Raw genomic sequence first — 15,778 nt, 5'->3', positions numbered from 1 at the left:
AACGCAAGCCCTTCGACATTGTTGATGGATCCATGTCATGGATCGGATACGCTTTTTTGAGCCCAGTGCGTTAATATAGCGCCTATACTCAAGTAGTTTTATGTCTATTGTGCTGCTGAATATTACATGGAGAGAACCGATGCCGCGCATCAATATTTTGGTTGCCACCTTCCCGCTTGCTGTCTCCGTTTTGTCGTTGGTGCTCTTTTTTCTTGAGCCTGCCATTACCCTGTATGGGGTCTTGGTGCTGATACTGTTGGCCGGGCTCGGCATGTCCTGGGTTGCGCACAAGCACTTACAGGCTATCCAGTCTGAGCAGGCACGGTTGCAGGCCAATTTACAGCAGCAGCAGGCGCAGGCAGAAAAATGTCAGGGTAACCTGGATCAGATGATGGCTATTTGGCTGAGCCTGGTGCCGGTCTGGAATCGGCATATCACCTCCTGTCGTGAAATTGGCAATGATGCAATTAACGCGCTGTCGAGCCGCTTTGGCGAGCTGGTTCGGCTGATCGCCGACACCAGCGCGTCCGCGTCTTCTGCCCATGAGTTGGGTAACATCGATTCAATGTCGAAAGACAAATCCAGATTGCAGCAGCTGTTCGGCAAAATGAAAAATTTCGATGCCACAACGGATATGTTGTTCGACAAGATTGGTCAATTGGACAGTTTTGCTACCGATCTGGATCAGATGGCGGGTTCGGTCGCGTCCATCGCCGAGCAGACCAATATGCTGGCGTTGAATGCAGCGATCGAAGCGGCCAGGGCGGGGGATGCCGGGCGCGGGTTTGCGGTCGTTGCCCAGGAAGTGCGACAGCTGTCGACCCAGTCCGGTGAAACCGGTCAGCATATCGCAGCCAAAATCGCGATGGTGAAAGACGCGATGAATGCGATTACCAGTACGGCGGGGGATACGCGCGAAGAAGAAGACCGTACCCTGGATGAAAGCGAGCAGTTCATCAGTGAAGTCGTGCAGCATCTTGAAGAGCGTGCACAGATGCTGGTTGATGATGGCGAGCGCCTGTTGGCTACCAATGCGGATGTACGTCAGCAGATTGAGCGGGTGCTGGTCGAACTGCAGTTCCAGGATCGGGTCAGCCAGATACTGGAGCAGGTGACCGGCAGCATGAGCCAGATGACGGCGGTGCTGGAAGCGGATGCAGCCGCGTACCGCAGTGGTCAGCAGGCACTGGTGCTGGATATCGATCAACTGCTGCACGAGATGAAATCGACATACACCACGACAGAACAGCATCGTTTGCACGTGGCCGCTGCGACGGATGTGCAGGAAGAGGATACGGCGGCTGCCGGTTCCATCAGTTTCTTTTAATGACAAGCCGACCAGGTAGATGAGCACTATGGAAAAGACAATTATGGTGGTAGACGACTCGGCATCGATTCGTCAGGTCGTCGGCATAGCTCTGCGCGGTGCCGGGTATAAGGTGATTGAGGCCTGTGACGGACGTGACGCCCTGTCGAAATTGACGGGTGACAAAATCCATCTGGTCATCAGTGATGTGAACATGCCGAACATGGACGGCATCACCTTCGTCAAGGAACTCAAGCAGAACCCGCGTTACAAGTTTACGCCGGTAATCATGCTGACGACCGAGGCGGGTCAGGGCAAGATGGCCGAAGGCAAGGCTGCGGGTGCCAAGGCCTGGGTAGTGAAGCCGTTTCAGCCGCCACAAATGCTGGATGCGGTTGCCAAACTGGTCATGTGAACGACCCATCCCGGTTGAGAGGATGTTATGGGACTTGAGATCAAGCAGGACAACACCACGGCCTTTGTCGGTGTGCAGGATGAGATGACGATCTATACAGTGGCGTTGCACTGGGATCAGCTGTCGCCGCTGTTGGCGCAGGTCAAGGCGATGGAGCTTGACCTGTCGGCGGTCACCGAAATCGACAGTGCAGGTGTTCAGTTGTTGCTCGCACTGAAACAGGAATCAACCCGCTTGCATAACCGCTTTGAGCTGTGCCGACCCAATGACGGCGTCGTTGAACTGCTGCAACTGCTGCGCCTGGAGCAGGCATTGCCGGTGGCGGCAGGTGTGTCCGGCCAGGAGGCTGTGTGCAATGGATGATATGACGCAGATATTCATCCAGGAGGCAGATGAGCTGCTGACGCAGATGGAAGATGCCTTGTTGGCGCTTGAGAGTGAGCCGGGTGACGAGGAGCTGATCAACAGCTTGTTCCGGGCGATGCACACGATCAAGGGGGCCGCCGGTATTTTCGGTTTTGACCCGATTGTCGGCTTTACTCACCCGGTGGAAACCGTGCTGGATCAGGTGCGCAATGGTGGTCGCGCGCTGGATGCCGAGCTGGCAGGGCTATTACTTGAGTGCAAGGATCACACGGCTCGGTTGGTCGAGCAGGCCACCACGGCCGAGCATATCGATGCTGACCTTTTGAGTACGGGCACAGTGCTGTTGCAGCGTTTGACCGGAGAGGCGTTCGAACTCTCCGCGTCTGCGGATGACGCCGCAGGCGGCACTGATGCTCATGACCAGGGACCACCCCAGTGGCTGATTAGGCTGCAATTTGGTTCGAATGCGCTGCGTAATGGTATTGATCCAATCTCGTTCATCCGTTATCTCGGCAACCTGGGTGAGATCCATGATCTGATCACTCACTATGACGCCTTGCCCGATGCGGAGCACTTTGATCCCGAATCCTGTTACTTGGGGTTCGATATTCTGTTCCGCAGCGAGGCCAACAAGCAGGAGATCCAGGCCGTCTTCGAGTTTGCCGAAGACGACTGCACCATCCGTATCCTGCCACCGGCCGAGATCGAGCCTGCCTTCGAAGCCCTGATGGATGAGTTACCAGAGGATCATACCCAGCGCTTGGGCGAAATGCTGATGGCGGTAGGTGCGATCACGTCACACGAACTGGCGGGCTCATTGCAGCAGCAGATGGCAGCGGCGGCGGATGCTACGGACGAACAGCCGGTACAGCCAGTGGGTGACATTCTGGTGGAGCAGAAGGCGGTCAGCCGTGAGCTGGTCGACAAGGCACTGGACAAGCAGACTCAGGTAAAACAGAAGGCCAGTCATGAGGCCAGCCTGATCCGTGTGGATTCGAACAAGCTGGGGCGTCTGATCAACCTGGTTGGTGAGCTGGTGATTTCCAACGCGGCCCTTAAGCTGCAAGTGGAGCAGCAGGGGCTGGCCGAACTCAACGAACTGGTGGCGGCCAGTGAACATCTGGTTGAAGAGATCCGCGATAATGCGCTGCAACTGCGCATGGTGCAGATTGGCGATACCTTCTCGCGCTTCCGGCGCGTGGTGCGAGATGTCAGTCATGACCTGTCGAAAGACATTGAGCTGGTGATCACCGGCGGTGAAACCGAGCTGGACAAAACCGTGGTGGAAAAAATCACCGATCCGTTGACCCACCTGGTTCGCAACTCGTTGGACCATGGTATTGAACTGCCGCAGGATCGCCTGCGTGCCGGTAAGCCTGCACGCGGCACACTGAATCTGAATGCCTATCACGACTCCGGCCATATCGTCATCCAGATTCGTGATGATGGCGGCGGCCTTGATGCCGATAAAATTCGCGCCAAGGCTGAAGCGATCGGTCTGGTCAAGCCGGAACAGGTGTTGACGGACAAGGAGATCTATCAGCTCATCTTTGCACCGGGCTTGAGTACCAAGGACCAGGCCAGCAACCTGTCAGGTCGCGGTGTGGGTATGGATGTGGTCCGCCGTAATATCGATGCGCTGCGCGGCATCATCGATATCGACAGTGAACCCGGCGCAGGTACCACCGTCACCATTCATTTGCCGCTGACGCTGGCGATCATTGACGGTTTCATGGTTGGAGCTTGCCGTGAACGCTACATCATTCCGCTATCCATGGTGGAAGAGTGTGTCGAGATGGATGCGACCGAGTGGCGTCTTGATGAGGAACGTCGCTACGTCAATTTACGTGGCGAAGTGATGCCCTATCTGCGGTTGTCGGAGTTTTTGTCCATTCCCGGCGAGGGAGAGCATGGGCGACGCGACAGTCTGGTGATTGTACGGATAGGTCAGCACAAGGCCGGTTTTGTCGTTGATGAACTGCATGGTGAACTCCAGACCGTGATCAAGCCACTGGGCAGCATTTTCAGCAATTTCCGTGGCATCAGTGGATCGACGGTGCTGGGTAGTGGTGAGGTGGCTCTGATTCTTGATGTGCAGGGGCTGATCAACGCAGCAACGTCACAGATGCAGCTGCATTGACAGGAGGTGGAACAGTGACACAACAGGCACCAACACATGCTAACGGCAGCGGCCAATATCTGACATTTCTGTCGGGTGATGAATTGTATGCGGTCGATATCATGCAGGTCAATGAGATCATCGAAATTGCGGCGTTGACCCGTGTACCGAAAACGCCGGCGTTCATCCGTGGCGTGATCAATCTGCGTGGCGGGGTGGTACCGGTGGTCGATCTGACGGCCAAGCTGGGCAACGGGCTCAGTGATGTTACCAGCCGCAGCTGCGTGGTCCTGGTCGGGATTGAGCAGGCAGGGCAGGAGCAGATCATTGGTCTGCTGGTGGATGAGGTCCGCGAAATAATCGATATAGACGCGGCTGATATCAAGCCGCCGCCCGCTTTCGGAGATGAGGCCGATACCGGTTTCATCCAGGCAATGGCGCAGGTGGAGCAGCTGTTTATTATTCTACTGGATGTATCCGAGGTGCTGACGCGTCATGAGATTCTTCAGGCCAGCGTAATTGCAGAGCAGCTTTCCGAACAGGTTCAAGAGCAGACAACCCTTTAACAATCGACATTTTCTCAGGGAAACGGGGCAAAATTATGTTCAATAAACTTAAACTGAGCATGCAGATCAGCATCGGCTATGCCGCTGTGCTGGTGTTGTTGCTGATCGTCTCCATCATGGCCTATTTAGGGCTCAGCAGCGCAGTCGGTGGCTTTGGTCAATACCGCGAACTGGCACGTGATGCCAATCTGGCCGGTCGAGTGCAGGCCAATATGCTGATGATCGAGCTGGAAGCCAATCAGTTCCTCGTTGAGCAGACACAAGACTCGGTAGATAAGTTCAATGAACATTTTAATCTGCTGAAAGAGCTTTCAGCGACGGCTTCCCGTGAAATCCAGAAGCCGGAGCGAGCACGGAATGTAGCGTTGGTCGTGTCCGAGATCGACAATTATGAAGGCGCGTTCGAGACGGTGGTGCGGACGGTTGAGGCGCGCAATGTGTTACTCAATGATGTGCTCAACGTGTCGGGGCTGAAAATGCGTCAGCTGATGACCGAGTTCGTCGAGACAGAGCAGCAGCAGGGCAATACCCAAGCGGTTTACCTTGGCGGGCGCACGCAGGAGGCTTTGCTGCTGGCGCGTCTGTCGGCCATCAAGTTCCTGAATACTGGCGCACGTCAGGATATTACCCGGGCACATAAAGAGCTGGACGAAAATGTATTGGTTGCCCTGAATCAGCTTGAGCGTATGGTGACAAATCTGTCCCAGCGTGCGGCATTGCGTGAGTTCCGCAGCGCAATGGACGCCTATGCCGAAGCCCTGGACGAAATCGACAGCGTGACCCGTGAGCGCAACGCTGCGCTGAGCGAGATGCATCGTATTGGCCCGGTGGTTGCTGATGCAACGGAAGAGGTCAAACTGTCGGTGATTGCCGATCAGGATGAGCTGGGACCGCGTCTGGTAGCAGAAAATCAGCAGACAGTTCAATTGCTGATCTGGGTTTCACTGGCCGCCGTGTTGACGGGGATTTTCCTGTCCTGGTTGCTGGTACGTGTCGTCAAGCGTCCATTGGGTGGCGAGCCCGCCGAGATGGAAGTGATCGCCAACCGTATCGCCGAAGGCGACCTGAAGATCGATTTCCGCAACCCGGATCAGGCCACCGGCGTGTACAGGGCGATGATTCACATGGTTGAGAATCTGACCAACACCATTCATCAGGTGCGTGGTGGTGCCGACAGTCTTGCCAGTGCCTCCAATGAGCTGAATGCATCGGCACAATCAATCAGCCAGGCGGCTACCGAGCAGGCAGCCAGCGTGGAAGAAACCACGTCGTCAGTTGAGCAGTTGCATGCATCGGTGCAGCAGAATACCGAGAATGCTCGTGTGACTGACCAGATGGCGACAGATGCGGCTGCCGAGGCCGAGAAAGGCGGTGATGCAGTTCAGCGTACGGTTGGCGCGATGAAGCAGATCGCCAACAAGATCGGCTTGATCGAAGATATTGCCTACAAAACCAACCTGTTGTCATTGAACGCAGCGATTGAAGCCGCTCGTGCCGGTGAGCATGGTAAAGGCTTTACCGTGGTCGCCGCCGAAGTGCGCAAGCTGGCGGAAAACAGCCGTGTGACCGCGCAAGAGATCAATGAACTGGCAACCAATAGCGTGTCCATTGCTGAAGATGCCGGCAAGTTGCTGGAGCAGATTGTTCCCAGCATTCAGAAAACCGCCGATCTGGTGCAGGAAATTACCGCGTCGTCCGAAGAACAGGCGGCCGGTATTGATCAGATCAACAGCGCGATGTCACAGCTGGACAGCGTGACCCAGCAGAATGCGTCCTCGTCTGAAGAGCTTGCCGCGACAGCTGAAGAGCTGAGCAGTCAGGCGGAAGCGCTGCTGGATGCCGTTGCCTTCTTCCAGTTGGATGATCAGGGGCGCAAGCGTAGCCGTGGTACCGGCCAGAAGTCGAAGTCCGGTAGTCAGTCGCGCCGTGTCGAGAGCCAGACCGCCGTCATTGAGGATGATGACTACAACGACGGTGAGTTCAAGCGTTACTAAGGTGATGGCGATGGGCAACATGGAACAGGCGGCCGCCGAGGCCGTCAGCAGCGACCAGTACCTGACCTTTCAGGTGCTGGGTGAGCGTTACGCCGTGAACATTCTCGATATCAAGGAGATCATCGAGGTAACCCAGATGACGCGAGTGCCCATGGCACTCGCTGCCGTGCGCGGGGTGATGAACCTGCGCGGCAATGTCGCCCCGGTTATCGACCTGGCACAGCGCTTCCATGACTGCCGGACCACACTGGACCGGCGTTCGGTCATTCTGGTGGTTCAGCTGGAGATTGAGGGCGAATGGCAGGTCATGGGCATGTTGGCTGAAGAGGTCAGCGAGATTGTCGAAATCGCGCCTGACCAATTCCAGTCGGCACCTGAATTTGGAGCCGGTATCCGGCAGTCCTTTATCCGTAATATGGCGCAGCTGGACGGGCGGTTTATTGTGCTGCTGAACCTGGATCAGGTACTCAGTGTGAGCGAGTTGTCGGTACATCAGGATGACAGTCTTCGTGCTGCAGGTACGGGTGGCGGCTGAATGGCAGCCATCAGCGATATCGAGTTTCAGAAATTTGCCCGGCTGCTCTATGAAACCGTTGGCATCCATCTGAGCGAGCGTAAGAAAATCATGCTGTCGACGCGGTTACAGCGGCGTCTTCAGCACTATAATCTGCACAGTTTTTCCGAATACTACAAACTGGTGACTTCGGACGCACATGCCGGTGAGCTGCAGGTGATGATTGACCACCTGACGACCAATGAAACGCATTTCTTCCGAGAACCGGCCCATTTCCACTTCCTCAAGGATCTGATACGCAAAGAGCGTTACGAGCAGTGTCGCGTCTGGTGTGCAGCCTCCTCTTCCGGTGAGGAGGTCTATACGCTGGCGATGGTGCTGGATGATGCACTGAACCATGGCCGCTGGTCTGTGCTGGGGTCGGATATCAGCAGCCGTGTCCTGCAGCGTGCTCGGCGCGGGGTGTATCCGGAAGAGGATAACGTCACTATTCCCGAGCCGTTACTCAAGCGTTACTGTCTACAGGGGGTTGGTCCCCAGGCGGGTAACTTTGCCATTGACCGGCAACTCAAGCGGGCGATTGAGTTTCGTCAGATCAATCTGACTACGCAGTTGCCCGCCATTGGCCAGTTCGATCTGATTTTCATCCGCAATGTGATGATCTACTTTGATCAGCCGACCAAGCACCAGGTGGTGCAGCGCGTGGTCGGACAGCTCAAGCCGGGAGGCTATATCCTTACCAGCCATTCGGAAACACTGCACGGTATCAGTGCGGAGCTGGAAATGGTTCAGCCTTCGATCTACCGCAAGCGCGGTGAACCGAGGCGAAGAGGATGAAACGGATCAATCTGTTGCCCGGCGGTGTTCAGGTGAGTCGTGACCCTGAAGTTGTGATCTCGACGTTGCTGGGCTCCTGTGTCGCGGCCTGCCTCTATGACTCGCGGGCAGGAGTGTTCGGCATGAACCATTTTCTGTTGGCCAGCCGCAGCGGGCGGCATTATCAACCGTTGACCAGTGAAGCGGGGCGCTATGGTGTGCATGCGATGGAGCTCCTGATCAATGAGTTGCTGAAAGCGGGTGCCGATCGTAGCCGGTTGCAGGCCAAGGTCTTTGGCGGTGCCAATGTGCTGGCCAATGCCGGTGGTGTCTTTGCGGTTGGCGATGTGAATGCCCGTTTCGTACTCGCATTTCTAAAGGAAGAGTCGATACCGGTTGTGGCGTCAGACCTGGGGGGACGAAATGGTCGACAACTGCGCTTTCAGGGACAAGACTATGCCGTGTATGTCAAATTACTGGGTGTGGAGCAGCGCCGTGATATTGTGGCCGATGAAGCCCGTTATCTGGACCAGAAGCTGGCGGAACAGACCGTGCAGAAAGGGAAAGTTGTCTTCTTTGATGATTGAGTTTCTGAGGGAAACAGGTATGTATGTCGATTGATGTATTGATCGTGGATGACTCGGCAGTGGTGCGCCAGGTACTGGTGGCGCAGCTGGATGGTGTGGCGGGTATTCGGGTAATAGGTACCGCCTCTGATCCCATTTTTGCGCGCAAGAAGATGGAAAAGCAGTGGCCGGATGTCATTGTGCTGGATATCGAAATGCCGCGCATGGATGGGATTACGTTCCTTAAACAGCTGATGCTTGAGCGCCCGACCCCGGTAGTGATCTGCTCGACGTTGACTGAGCGCGGTGCCGAAACCACCATGCGGGCGATGGCGGCTGGTGCCGTGGAGATCATCACCAAACCCCGAGCAGGGTTAAAGCAGTTTCTGCAAAGCGCACGGAACGAGCTTATCGATGCGATCAAGGCTGCCGCATCTGCGCAGCCGTCACGCATGAATCATGCGGCAACGGCAAGTGTGGCTGCAGCGCGTTCCACCGAGCCGTTACCTAAGCTGAATGCCGATTCGGTACTGCCCAAAGCGAATGCGGGCAAGCTGTTTGCCACCACGGACCGAGTAGTGGCGCTGGGTACCTCTACTGGCGGCACTCAGGCATTGGAGCACGTCTTGAGCCGTCTGCCGGTAGATGCACCCGGTATTATTGTAGTGCAACACATGCCGGCCCAGTTTACCCATGCCTTTGCTGAGCGGCTTGATGGCATTTGCCGCGTCACGGTCAAGGAGGCGCAGAATAATGACCGGGTGATGCCTGGGCGTGTGCTTATCGCGCCGGGTGGTCAGCATATGATGTTGCGGCGCAGCGGCGCGCAGTATCGTGTGGAGGTGCGGGACGGGCCCCTGGTCAGTCGGCACAAGCCGTCAGTGGATGTTTTGTTCCGTTCGGTTGCCAGTGCGGCCGGCCCTAACGCCGTTGGCATTATTATGACGGGTATGGGCGATGATGGTGCTCATGGGCTATTGGAGATGCGCCAGGCGGGTGCCGCCACGTTTGGTCAGAATGAAGCCAGTTGTGTGGTCTATGGGATGCCCAAGGAAGCATTCAAACTCGGGGCTGTGGGCCGCGAGTTGAGTTTGCAGGAGATCCCGCGACTGATTACCGAGGCGGTTGATGCTCGGTAACCGGTCGAGATGTCAGTTGAAACGATACCAGCAGTTTTTGCCCTTGGCCTTGGCCTGATACATGGCATCATCGGCACCGGTCAGCAAGGCATCTGCGCTGGTGCCGTCATCGGGATAGATGGCAATACCAATAGATGCAGACACCTTTAGTTGCTGTTGGCCACGCTGGACCGGTGCACTGAGGCAGCTGAGGATTTTCTCGGCCACTTGGGTGGCGGAGTCTACCGAATGCACGGTCTCAAGCATGACCACAAACTCATCGCCGCCAATGCGGGCGCAGGTGTCTGTGCCTCGCAGCTGTTCGGTCATGCGACTGCCCAGTACGGACAGCAGGTCGTCACCTGCGTCATGGCCGTGTTGGTCGTTGATCTGCTTGAAACCGTCGAGGTCAATGAACATCAGCGCAAACTGATTGCCTTCACGGTGCGCACGACGCAGGTTGCGGCCCAGATGCTCATTGAGCAGGCTGCGATTGGGCAGGCCGGTGAGCGGGTCATGCATGGCCAGAAAACGGATTCGTTCAACTCGACGGTGACGTTCCATGGCGATGGCTGCCAAGTGCGCCATACGCTGCAATAATTGACGTTCAAACTCGTTTGGCGAGTGCGGTGTTTGCGGATAGCAGGCAAATACGCCAATCACTTCATCAAAGGCAGCGATAATCGGCTGAGCCCAGCAGGCCGCCATTTGCAGACGCTGGGCCATTTCGCGCCGGGGCTGCCAACTATCGTCCTGATGAATATCGGCAGTAATGGCCAGTGCGCGTGTTTGTACTGCGCGGGTACAGGTCGTGGCCGCTGTGTTGATGTTCAGGCCTGGCTCTCGCTGCATGAAGGCGCTAGGCAAGCTGGGTGCGCTTTTGATGTGCAGCAGCTCTCGCTCATCATCCAGCAACATGATGGCGCTAGGGGCGTGCGGGATCAGTTGTTCAACGGTATTGCAGATCTCATTAAGGACATTGTCGAGCGCATCACCGGTGGCAATCAATTCAAGAACTGTACGCTCCAGTTTCAGGATACGTTCGCCTGCACGCAGATGCTGTTCGCGTTTGACGGCATTGGTGATGTCCAGGCATTGCACCAGAGTCAGTTCACTCTGACTCAGAGGCTTGATCAGGATGGATTGGTGCAGTGGCTGCAATTCGCCCCGAGGTGTCCGTCGTTGCAGTGGCAGCAGTCGTTTGTGCAATTGGTATGACAGAATGCGGCCCATCCGTTGGCGACATCCAGTCTCCAGTGCATCTTGCAATGGGAGTGGTAGCTGTTCGGGATAAAGCTCGGGCAGTGTTTTACCCAGCATGCTGGCTTCTTTCAGCCCGGTGTGGCGACTGAACCAGCGATTGCAGAAGATAATGCGACACTGTGCATCGAGCAGCAGAACGCCACCATCGAGGCTGTGCAGCAGATCGGTACAGTCCAGGTTGTCGAGGATATTGGACAGGCAGCTGCCTGACTGTTCAGAGAAGTTCTGCAAGGTAGGCTCTCAATGCGGTAACAAAAGCATCTGCGGAACGCAGGTCGATAATGAACGCCAAGTATCCTCGCAGGGCACTGTTGCGCAGGCTGAAGTCGATCTGTACCAGCATGACCAGTGTGTTCTCGGAATCGCTTTGATACAGGTTCAAAGTACCGGGCAATTCGTCAGCACTGATGCTGAAGGCCTGCGGGATATCGGTTTGAACCTGCTGTTTGAGCTGATTGGCCAGTGTTGCCAGGCAGTGGTTGAGCAAAATATTGCCCAATTCTGCCAGTGTTTCATGTTCCAGCTCGGTGATTTCATCTGCAGACAGGTCTTCGCCGATCATGGCATTGACCAGCTCCAGGCTGCGCGCCTCAGGAAACAGCAGTGCTGCGCGACCGTTGATGAAGCCTTCAAAGTCTTGCATGACGCCAGCCAGGAAAGGCGGGAGGTCCTTGCGGAAGGCTTGCTGGGCTTCAGGCACCGAGATGAACTCCAGCCGTGGCACCGATAGCAAAACTTCATCATTGACCAGCTGAGACAGGGCGTGAGCGGCGCGGCCGACGCCCATGTTCATCAGTTCGACAATCAGATCATGTTCATCAGCACTAAAGAGATCCATTCACTTTTCCTGTTGGATAAAGGCACTCAGCTGTTCTGCTGTAGTGGGTTTGGGCAAAAAGGCCATGCCCAGTGCCTGCGCCCGTTTGGCCAATGCATCCTGAATATTGGCGGTGACCAGGGCCATGCGCATGTGTGGGTGGCTCTGTTTCAGACCTTCGGCCAGTTGTAGGCCGTCACGCCCGGGCATGTTGAAGTCGATTAAAGCGATATCTGGAGTCGCTGTTTGCAGTAGTGTTTCTGCCGAATCGGCAGAGTCTGCTTCCAATAAAGACATTTCCAGTCCGAGTGCCTGCAATTGACGCTTGAGGCTTAATCGGGCAATGCGGCTGTCGTCTACCAGCAGTAGGCTGAGCGGTTTCGTGATCATCATTAAATGCTATCGTCGCTGAAGCAAAACAAAATTTTAACAATCTCTATGGCTGGCGTCAGCCGTTTTCAAACAAAAGCTTAAAAAGTGTAGGAGATTGCCATGGAACCAAAGTTATGACTGTCATTTTGCTGGTCAAATTGTCGAGTACGGTAAATACGCGCATAGGACAGTTTCCAGCGTTCCAGAGTGGCAGCCACACCAAAGGCTATGTCGGCCACCCAGGGTTCACGGTCGACGCTGTGACTGTCACGCCAGGTGTTGCCGTCGAGAAAGATATCGCGGGCAACATAGCGGCCATCCAGCGAGGCAAAAGCATGGATACCCCAGTCATGGCGAAATCGCGGATCACCGCTGCTTGGTACGCTGTTGTCGCCACCTGGACGCAGGGCAGACGTGCCGAAGTCGTGGGGTAAATGCTTGCCGATGCGGTATTCGATACCAGCGTTGAGGTAGGTGGCGACATTGCCGAGGCTGCCGCCCCCATGCAGAATCGCTTCATGTTCCCAGCGGTGGGCCAGCGGCTGGCGCATCCAGCGGTATTTATGTTCGTAGACCAGCTGTAGGCCCGGTTCGTTTTTCAGCTGATGGTCCCAGCCGTTGAAGTGTTCAAAGCCGCGCAGGTCATGGATGAAATCCTGTGCTTCCTGGGCCAGCGCAGCGGGACCGACAACACCAAGATTGACTTCAAACGAGTTCATCTGCATCTGAGTCTGGGTGTGGTAGCCAAAACCGGCATATAACCAGCCGGCATAGGGGCGGTCGTTCGGGTCCAGAGTGGTGCGTTTACGGTCTGCGGGGGTGAAAATCTGCTGGCCGAGGGTGAAAATCAGTCGGCGACTGACATCATCCCCCAGCCGTATCGGTTCCGGGTCCAGAGGGGCGAGCAGTCGGTTGCTGCGGCGCAGCCAGTCGGGCAGTGCCGGGTCGTCTATAAAACTGTCGATCTCCGGGGAGACCCAGGACAGGCGCACGCCGTTGGTGTACTGCTGATCGGTTTCACTGAACAGGTCGTTCTCGAAATACAGATTCGCGGTCCAGCTGTTGTCTGCCGGTGTGGCTGCGGCTGCCGATAGCGGCATCAGTAGCAGGGTGGCGGCACTCAAGTTTGCGGTATATGTCACTTGCGTACCCAGCGACCGTTGGCATCCTGAATATATTCACCTGCAGGGGTGCGTTCCTGCAGGCGCTGTCCGGTGCGCAGTTCCATGACCTCGACCGAGACCCCGGCGCTGGCGGCTTTCTGCTGATAGAGTTCGCGGCGTTTGGCGTTGACCTGCTGTACCAGGCGGGTTACGTCGGCAGAGGGAGATGTGGTGACGACGCCAAGATAGCCGGTGCTGCGCTCGCCAATCAGGCCTTGAGTCTTGGCATCATCCAGTGACAGGGCGAAGGCGGGCAGGCTGAGCAGCAGGGCCAGCAGGGTGGCGGCAAAAGTACGATAGGGCTTGAAAGTCATGTCCGGGCCTCAGAAAAGTTCGCTGTTTTCATCCAGCATGGTATCGATCTCCTTGTCGACCTTGACCAGGATTTCATGCTTGATTTTTACATTGAGGTTGATGGTGATCGGCTCTGAGGGTGCGGCGATTTGAACGGTCGGCGTACAACCGGCCGCCAGAAGCAGCGTCAGGGCACAGAGCAGTGGGGTGAATGGGTGGCGTTGCATCTGTCTTCCTTCCTGATGGTGAATGAGTGATCGACCGGTGCATGGTAAGACACGGGGTTGCGCTCAGGGTTCCATTGAGCCGCAGCTTAGCACAACTCTGCGTAAGCCCGCGCCCAATCGGGCGGGGATACAAGCGGGAACCGCCCAGCGGTTCTACTCAGATGCGGCCTGACTCTGCACATACTCACGCAAAGTTTCGATGGTCGCCCCTCCGGCGCTACACGCGAAGTACGAGCGCGACCACAATGCGCCGCTTTTACTTTGCCGAGCTATATGCGTGTTGAGTATGCGTATCCGGCGCGACGACACCGACTTCAGGTTGTTCACCAATATGCTCACGGCCAGCTTGGGCGGGTAGCTTATGAGCAGGTGAACGTGATCTTCTTCGCCATCCATTTCCACCAGATCGCATTCCAACTTCTCACAGGCCGACTCGAACGCTTCCCGTAACTGTCCGATCATATAGTCGTCGAACAGTTTCTGCCGGTATTTGGTGGTGAAGATCAGATGTACGACTAACTTCGTGACGCTGTGCCGTTTTCGGAGGTAATCTGATAGCAACTCTTTATCATGCACACTCACTTGAAAAATGACCCTAATGGCTTAAAGTATAAGGCTCATATCAATGAGCGCTGAAATGTTAAAGGCCACAAAAGTACGCGTCTATCCGACACCCGAACAGGCGGCGTTTCTTAACCGCCAGTTCGGGGCTACGCGGTTCGTGTACAACAAGGCGCTGCATATCATCCGTTCTCAATATCGTCGGCATGGCACAAAACTACGTGCCAAGAAAGACCTCAAACCGCTGTTGGCAGTGGCGAAGAAATCCCGCAAATACCACTGGCTCAAAGATTTTGATTCCATCGCACTCCAGCAGGCCTGTATCAACCTGGATAAAGCCTTCCAGAACTTCTTCGATCCAAAGCTTCCCGCACGCTACCCCACGTTCAAGCGCAAGCACGGCAAGCAGTCCAGTTACCACTGCATGAGTGTCAGTGCAGGCGACAACTGGATCAAGGTGCCGAAGCTTAAACCGATCAAGGCCCGCATCCATCGGGAGCTGGCGGGAACGCTCAAAAGCATCACCCTGTCGCGCACCATCACGGGCAAATACTATGCCTCGTTGTTGGTGGAAGATGGCATAGAGACGCCGGCTCCCTTGCAAACCGTTAATACGGTCCTGGGTGTCGATCTGGGATTAACCCATCTTGCCATCGACTCGGAAGGGAATAAGACGGCGAATCCTCGCTTCCTGAAGCGCGCGCAGGCGAATTTGCGGCGCAAGCAAAAAGCCCTTTCGCGCTGCCAGAAAGGCAGCAAAGGCCGTGCGCAGGCACGACTGAAACTTGCCAAAGCACATGAACGCCTAGCGAATACCCGTGCTGACTTTCAGCACAATCTGTCCCGACAACTCATTGACAAAAACCAAGCGGTGGTTGTCGAGACGTTAAAAGTGAAAAACCTGCTGAAAAATCGGAAACTGTCGAAGCATATTGCTGACGCAAGCTGGTTCAGTTTGATCCATAAGCTGGAATACAAAGCTAAGGCACAAGGCAAGCACCTAGTCAAAATTGACCAGTGGTTTGCCAGCTCCAAGACGTGCTCCGGCTGTAACCACAAGCTGGAATCAATGCCGTTGTCGGTGCGAAACTGGACGTGCCCTGCTTGTCTAGTACAACATGACCGCGACGTAAATGCCGCGATCAATATCCGGCAGCAGGGCATTATCAAACTACGGGCCGAAGGGCTGTCGGTTCCTGCCAATGGAGGCTTGCGTAAATCCGGCCACGCGCCGGTTGCTGCCTGAGAAGTTGGAAACCTCGCCCGTTAGGGCGGGGAGCAGTCACCTGAACGGCAGGCGA

The 15,778-nt window shown here is 55.8% G+C and carries 18 protein-coding genes; 11 read left to right on the top strand and 7 right to left on the bottom strand.

The window, feature by feature from the left end; genetic code table 11:
* Positions 1–139: 139 nt before the first annotated feature.
* Genes CLV44_RS02850 through CLV44_RS02805 form a run of 10 tightly spaced genes read left to right on the top strand, consistent with a single transcriptional unit; the run spans position 140 to position 9,801 of the window.
* The gene (locus CLV44_RS02850; protein WP_211298066.1) at positions 140–1,327 is read left to right on the top strand and encodes a methyl-accepting chemotaxis protein; all 1,188 of its coding nucleotides are present in this window, start codon (positions 140–142) and stop codon (positions 1,325–1,327) included.
* 28 nt (positions 1,328–1,355) lie between these two features.
* Positions 1,356–1,721: a response regulator gene (locus tag CLV44_RS02845; RefSeq protein WP_106590602.1), complete on the top strand. Its 366-nt coding sequence runs from the start codon at positions 1,356–1,358 to the stop codon at positions 1,719–1,721.
* Positions 1,722–1,748: 27 nt separating this feature from the next.
* Positions 1,749–2,084, top strand: a complete 336-nt coding sequence (locus CLV44_RS02840; RefSeq protein ID WP_106590601.1) for an STAS domain-containing protein — start codon at positions 1,749–1,751, stop codon at positions 2,082–2,084.
* Positions 2,077–4,227: a chemotaxis protein CheA gene (locus CLV44_RS02835; RefSeq protein ID WP_106590600.1), complete on the top strand. Its 2,151-nt coding sequence runs from the start codon at positions 2,077–2,079 to the stop codon at positions 4,225–4,227. Before CLV44_RS02840 ends, CLV44_RS02835 begins: the two co-directional genes overlap by 8 nt.
* A gap of 14 nt (positions 4,228–4,241) precedes the next feature.
* Positions 4,242–4,772 carry a chemotaxis protein CheW gene (locus CLV44_RS02830; RefSeq protein WP_106590599.1) on the top strand — a complete coding sequence of 177 codons (531 nt, stop codon included), beginning with the start codon at positions 4,242–4,244 and terminating at the stop codon, positions 4,770–4,772.
* A gap of 35 nt (positions 4,773–4,807) precedes the next feature.
* A complete protein-coding gene (locus tag CLV44_RS02825; RefSeq protein ID WP_106590598.1) occupies positions 4,808–6,766 on the top strand; it encodes a methyl-accepting chemotaxis protein in 1,959 nt (652 codons plus the stop codon).
* 10 nt (positions 6,767–6,776) lie between these two features.
* Positions 6,777–7,301: a chemotaxis protein CheW gene (locus CLV44_RS02820; RefSeq protein WP_170069245.1), complete on the top strand. Its 525-nt coding sequence runs from the start codon at positions 6,777–6,779 to the stop codon at positions 7,299–7,301.
* Positions 7,302–8,117 carry a CheR family methyltransferase gene (locus CLV44_RS02815; protein ID WP_106590596.1) on the top strand — a complete coding sequence of 272 codons (816 nt, stop codon included), beginning with the start codon at positions 7,302–7,304 and terminating at the stop codon, positions 8,115–8,117.
* Complete coding sequence (locus CLV44_RS02810) at positions 8,114–8,683, top strand: chemotaxis protein CheD (protein ID WP_106590595.1); 570 nt, start codon at positions 8,114–8,116, stop codon at positions 8,681–8,683. The genes CLV44_RS02815 and CLV44_RS02810 overlap by 4 nt, the downstream gene beginning before the upstream one ends.
* A gap of 23 nt (positions 8,684–8,706) precedes the next feature.
* Entirely contained in the window at positions 8,707–9,801 is a 1,095-nt protein-coding gene (locus CLV44_RS02805; protein ID WP_106590594.1) for a protein-glutamate methylesterase/protein-glutamine glutaminase, read from the top strand.
* A 12-nt stretch (positions 9,802–9,813) separates the two neighbouring features.
* Here the strand turns inward: CLV44_RS02805 and CLV44_RS02800 are convergent, their stop codons facing one another.
* The 7 genes from CLV44_RS02800 to tnpA form a co-directional block, all read right to left on the bottom strand.
* On the bottom strand, positions 9,814–11,274 hold the full coding sequence (locus tag CLV44_RS02800) for a diguanylate cyclase domain-containing protein (RefSeq protein ID WP_106590593.1): 1,461 nt from the start codon (positions 11,272–11,274) through the stop codon (positions 9,814–9,816).
* Positions 11,258–11,881 carry a chemotaxis protein CheC gene (locus tag CLV44_RS02795; RefSeq protein WP_106590592.1) on the bottom strand — a complete coding sequence of 208 codons (624 nt, stop codon included), beginning with the start codon at positions 11,879–11,881 and terminating at the stop codon, positions 11,258–11,260. The genes CLV44_RS02800 and CLV44_RS02795 overlap by 17 nt, the downstream gene beginning before the upstream one ends.
* Positions 11,882–12,253: a response regulator gene (locus tag CLV44_RS02790; RefSeq protein WP_106590591.1), complete on the bottom strand. Its 372-nt coding sequence runs from the start codon at positions 12,251–12,253 to the stop codon at positions 11,882–11,884.
* Between the two features lie 77 nt (positions 12,254–12,330).
* Entirely contained in the window at positions 12,331–13,374 is a 1,044-nt protein-coding gene (locus tag CLV44_RS02785; RefSeq protein ID WP_245912583.1) for a lipid A deacylase LpxR family protein, read from the bottom strand.
* Entirely contained in the window at positions 13,371–13,709 is a 339-nt protein-coding gene (locus tag CLV44_RS02780; RefSeq protein ID WP_106590590.1) for a YdbL family probable chaperone protein, read from the bottom strand. Before CLV44_RS02780 ends, CLV44_RS02785 begins: the two co-directional genes overlap by 4 nt.
* Before the next feature lie 9 nt (positions 13,710–13,718).
* Positions 13,719–13,916 carry a YnbE family lipoprotein gene (locus CLV44_RS02775; RefSeq protein WP_106590589.1) on the bottom strand — a complete coding sequence of 66 codons (198 nt, stop codon included), beginning with the start codon at positions 13,914–13,916 and terminating at the stop codon, positions 13,719–13,721.
* 153 nt (positions 13,917–14,069) lie between these two features.
* Positions 14,070–14,498 carry an IS200/IS605 family transposase gene (gene tnpA / locus CLV44_RS02770; protein ID WP_106590588.1) on the bottom strand — a complete coding sequence of 143 codons (429 nt, stop codon included), beginning with the start codon at positions 14,496–14,498 and terminating at the stop codon, positions 14,070–14,072.
* Positions 14,499–14,541: 43 nt separating this feature from the next.
* Here tnpA and CLV44_RS02765 point away from each other — a divergent pair, with 43 nt between their 5' ends.
* The gene (locus CLV44_RS02765; RefSeq protein WP_245912582.1) at positions 14,542–15,723 is read left to right on the top strand and encodes an RNA-guided endonuclease InsQ/TnpB family protein; all 1,182 of its coding nucleotides are present in this window, start codon (positions 14,542–14,544) and stop codon (positions 15,721–15,723) included.
* Positions 15,724–15,778 lie beyond the last annotated feature (55 nt).

It is taken from the genome of Marinobacterium halophilum (assembly GCF_003014615.1).
Taxonomy (GTDB): domain Bacteria; phylum Pseudomonadota; class Gammaproteobacteria; order Pseudomonadales; family Balneatricaceae; genus Marinobacterium; species Marinobacterium halophilum.
The sequence above is the reverse complement of the archived record's forward strand: the minus strand, read 5'-3'. Positions and strand labels throughout refer to the sequence as shown.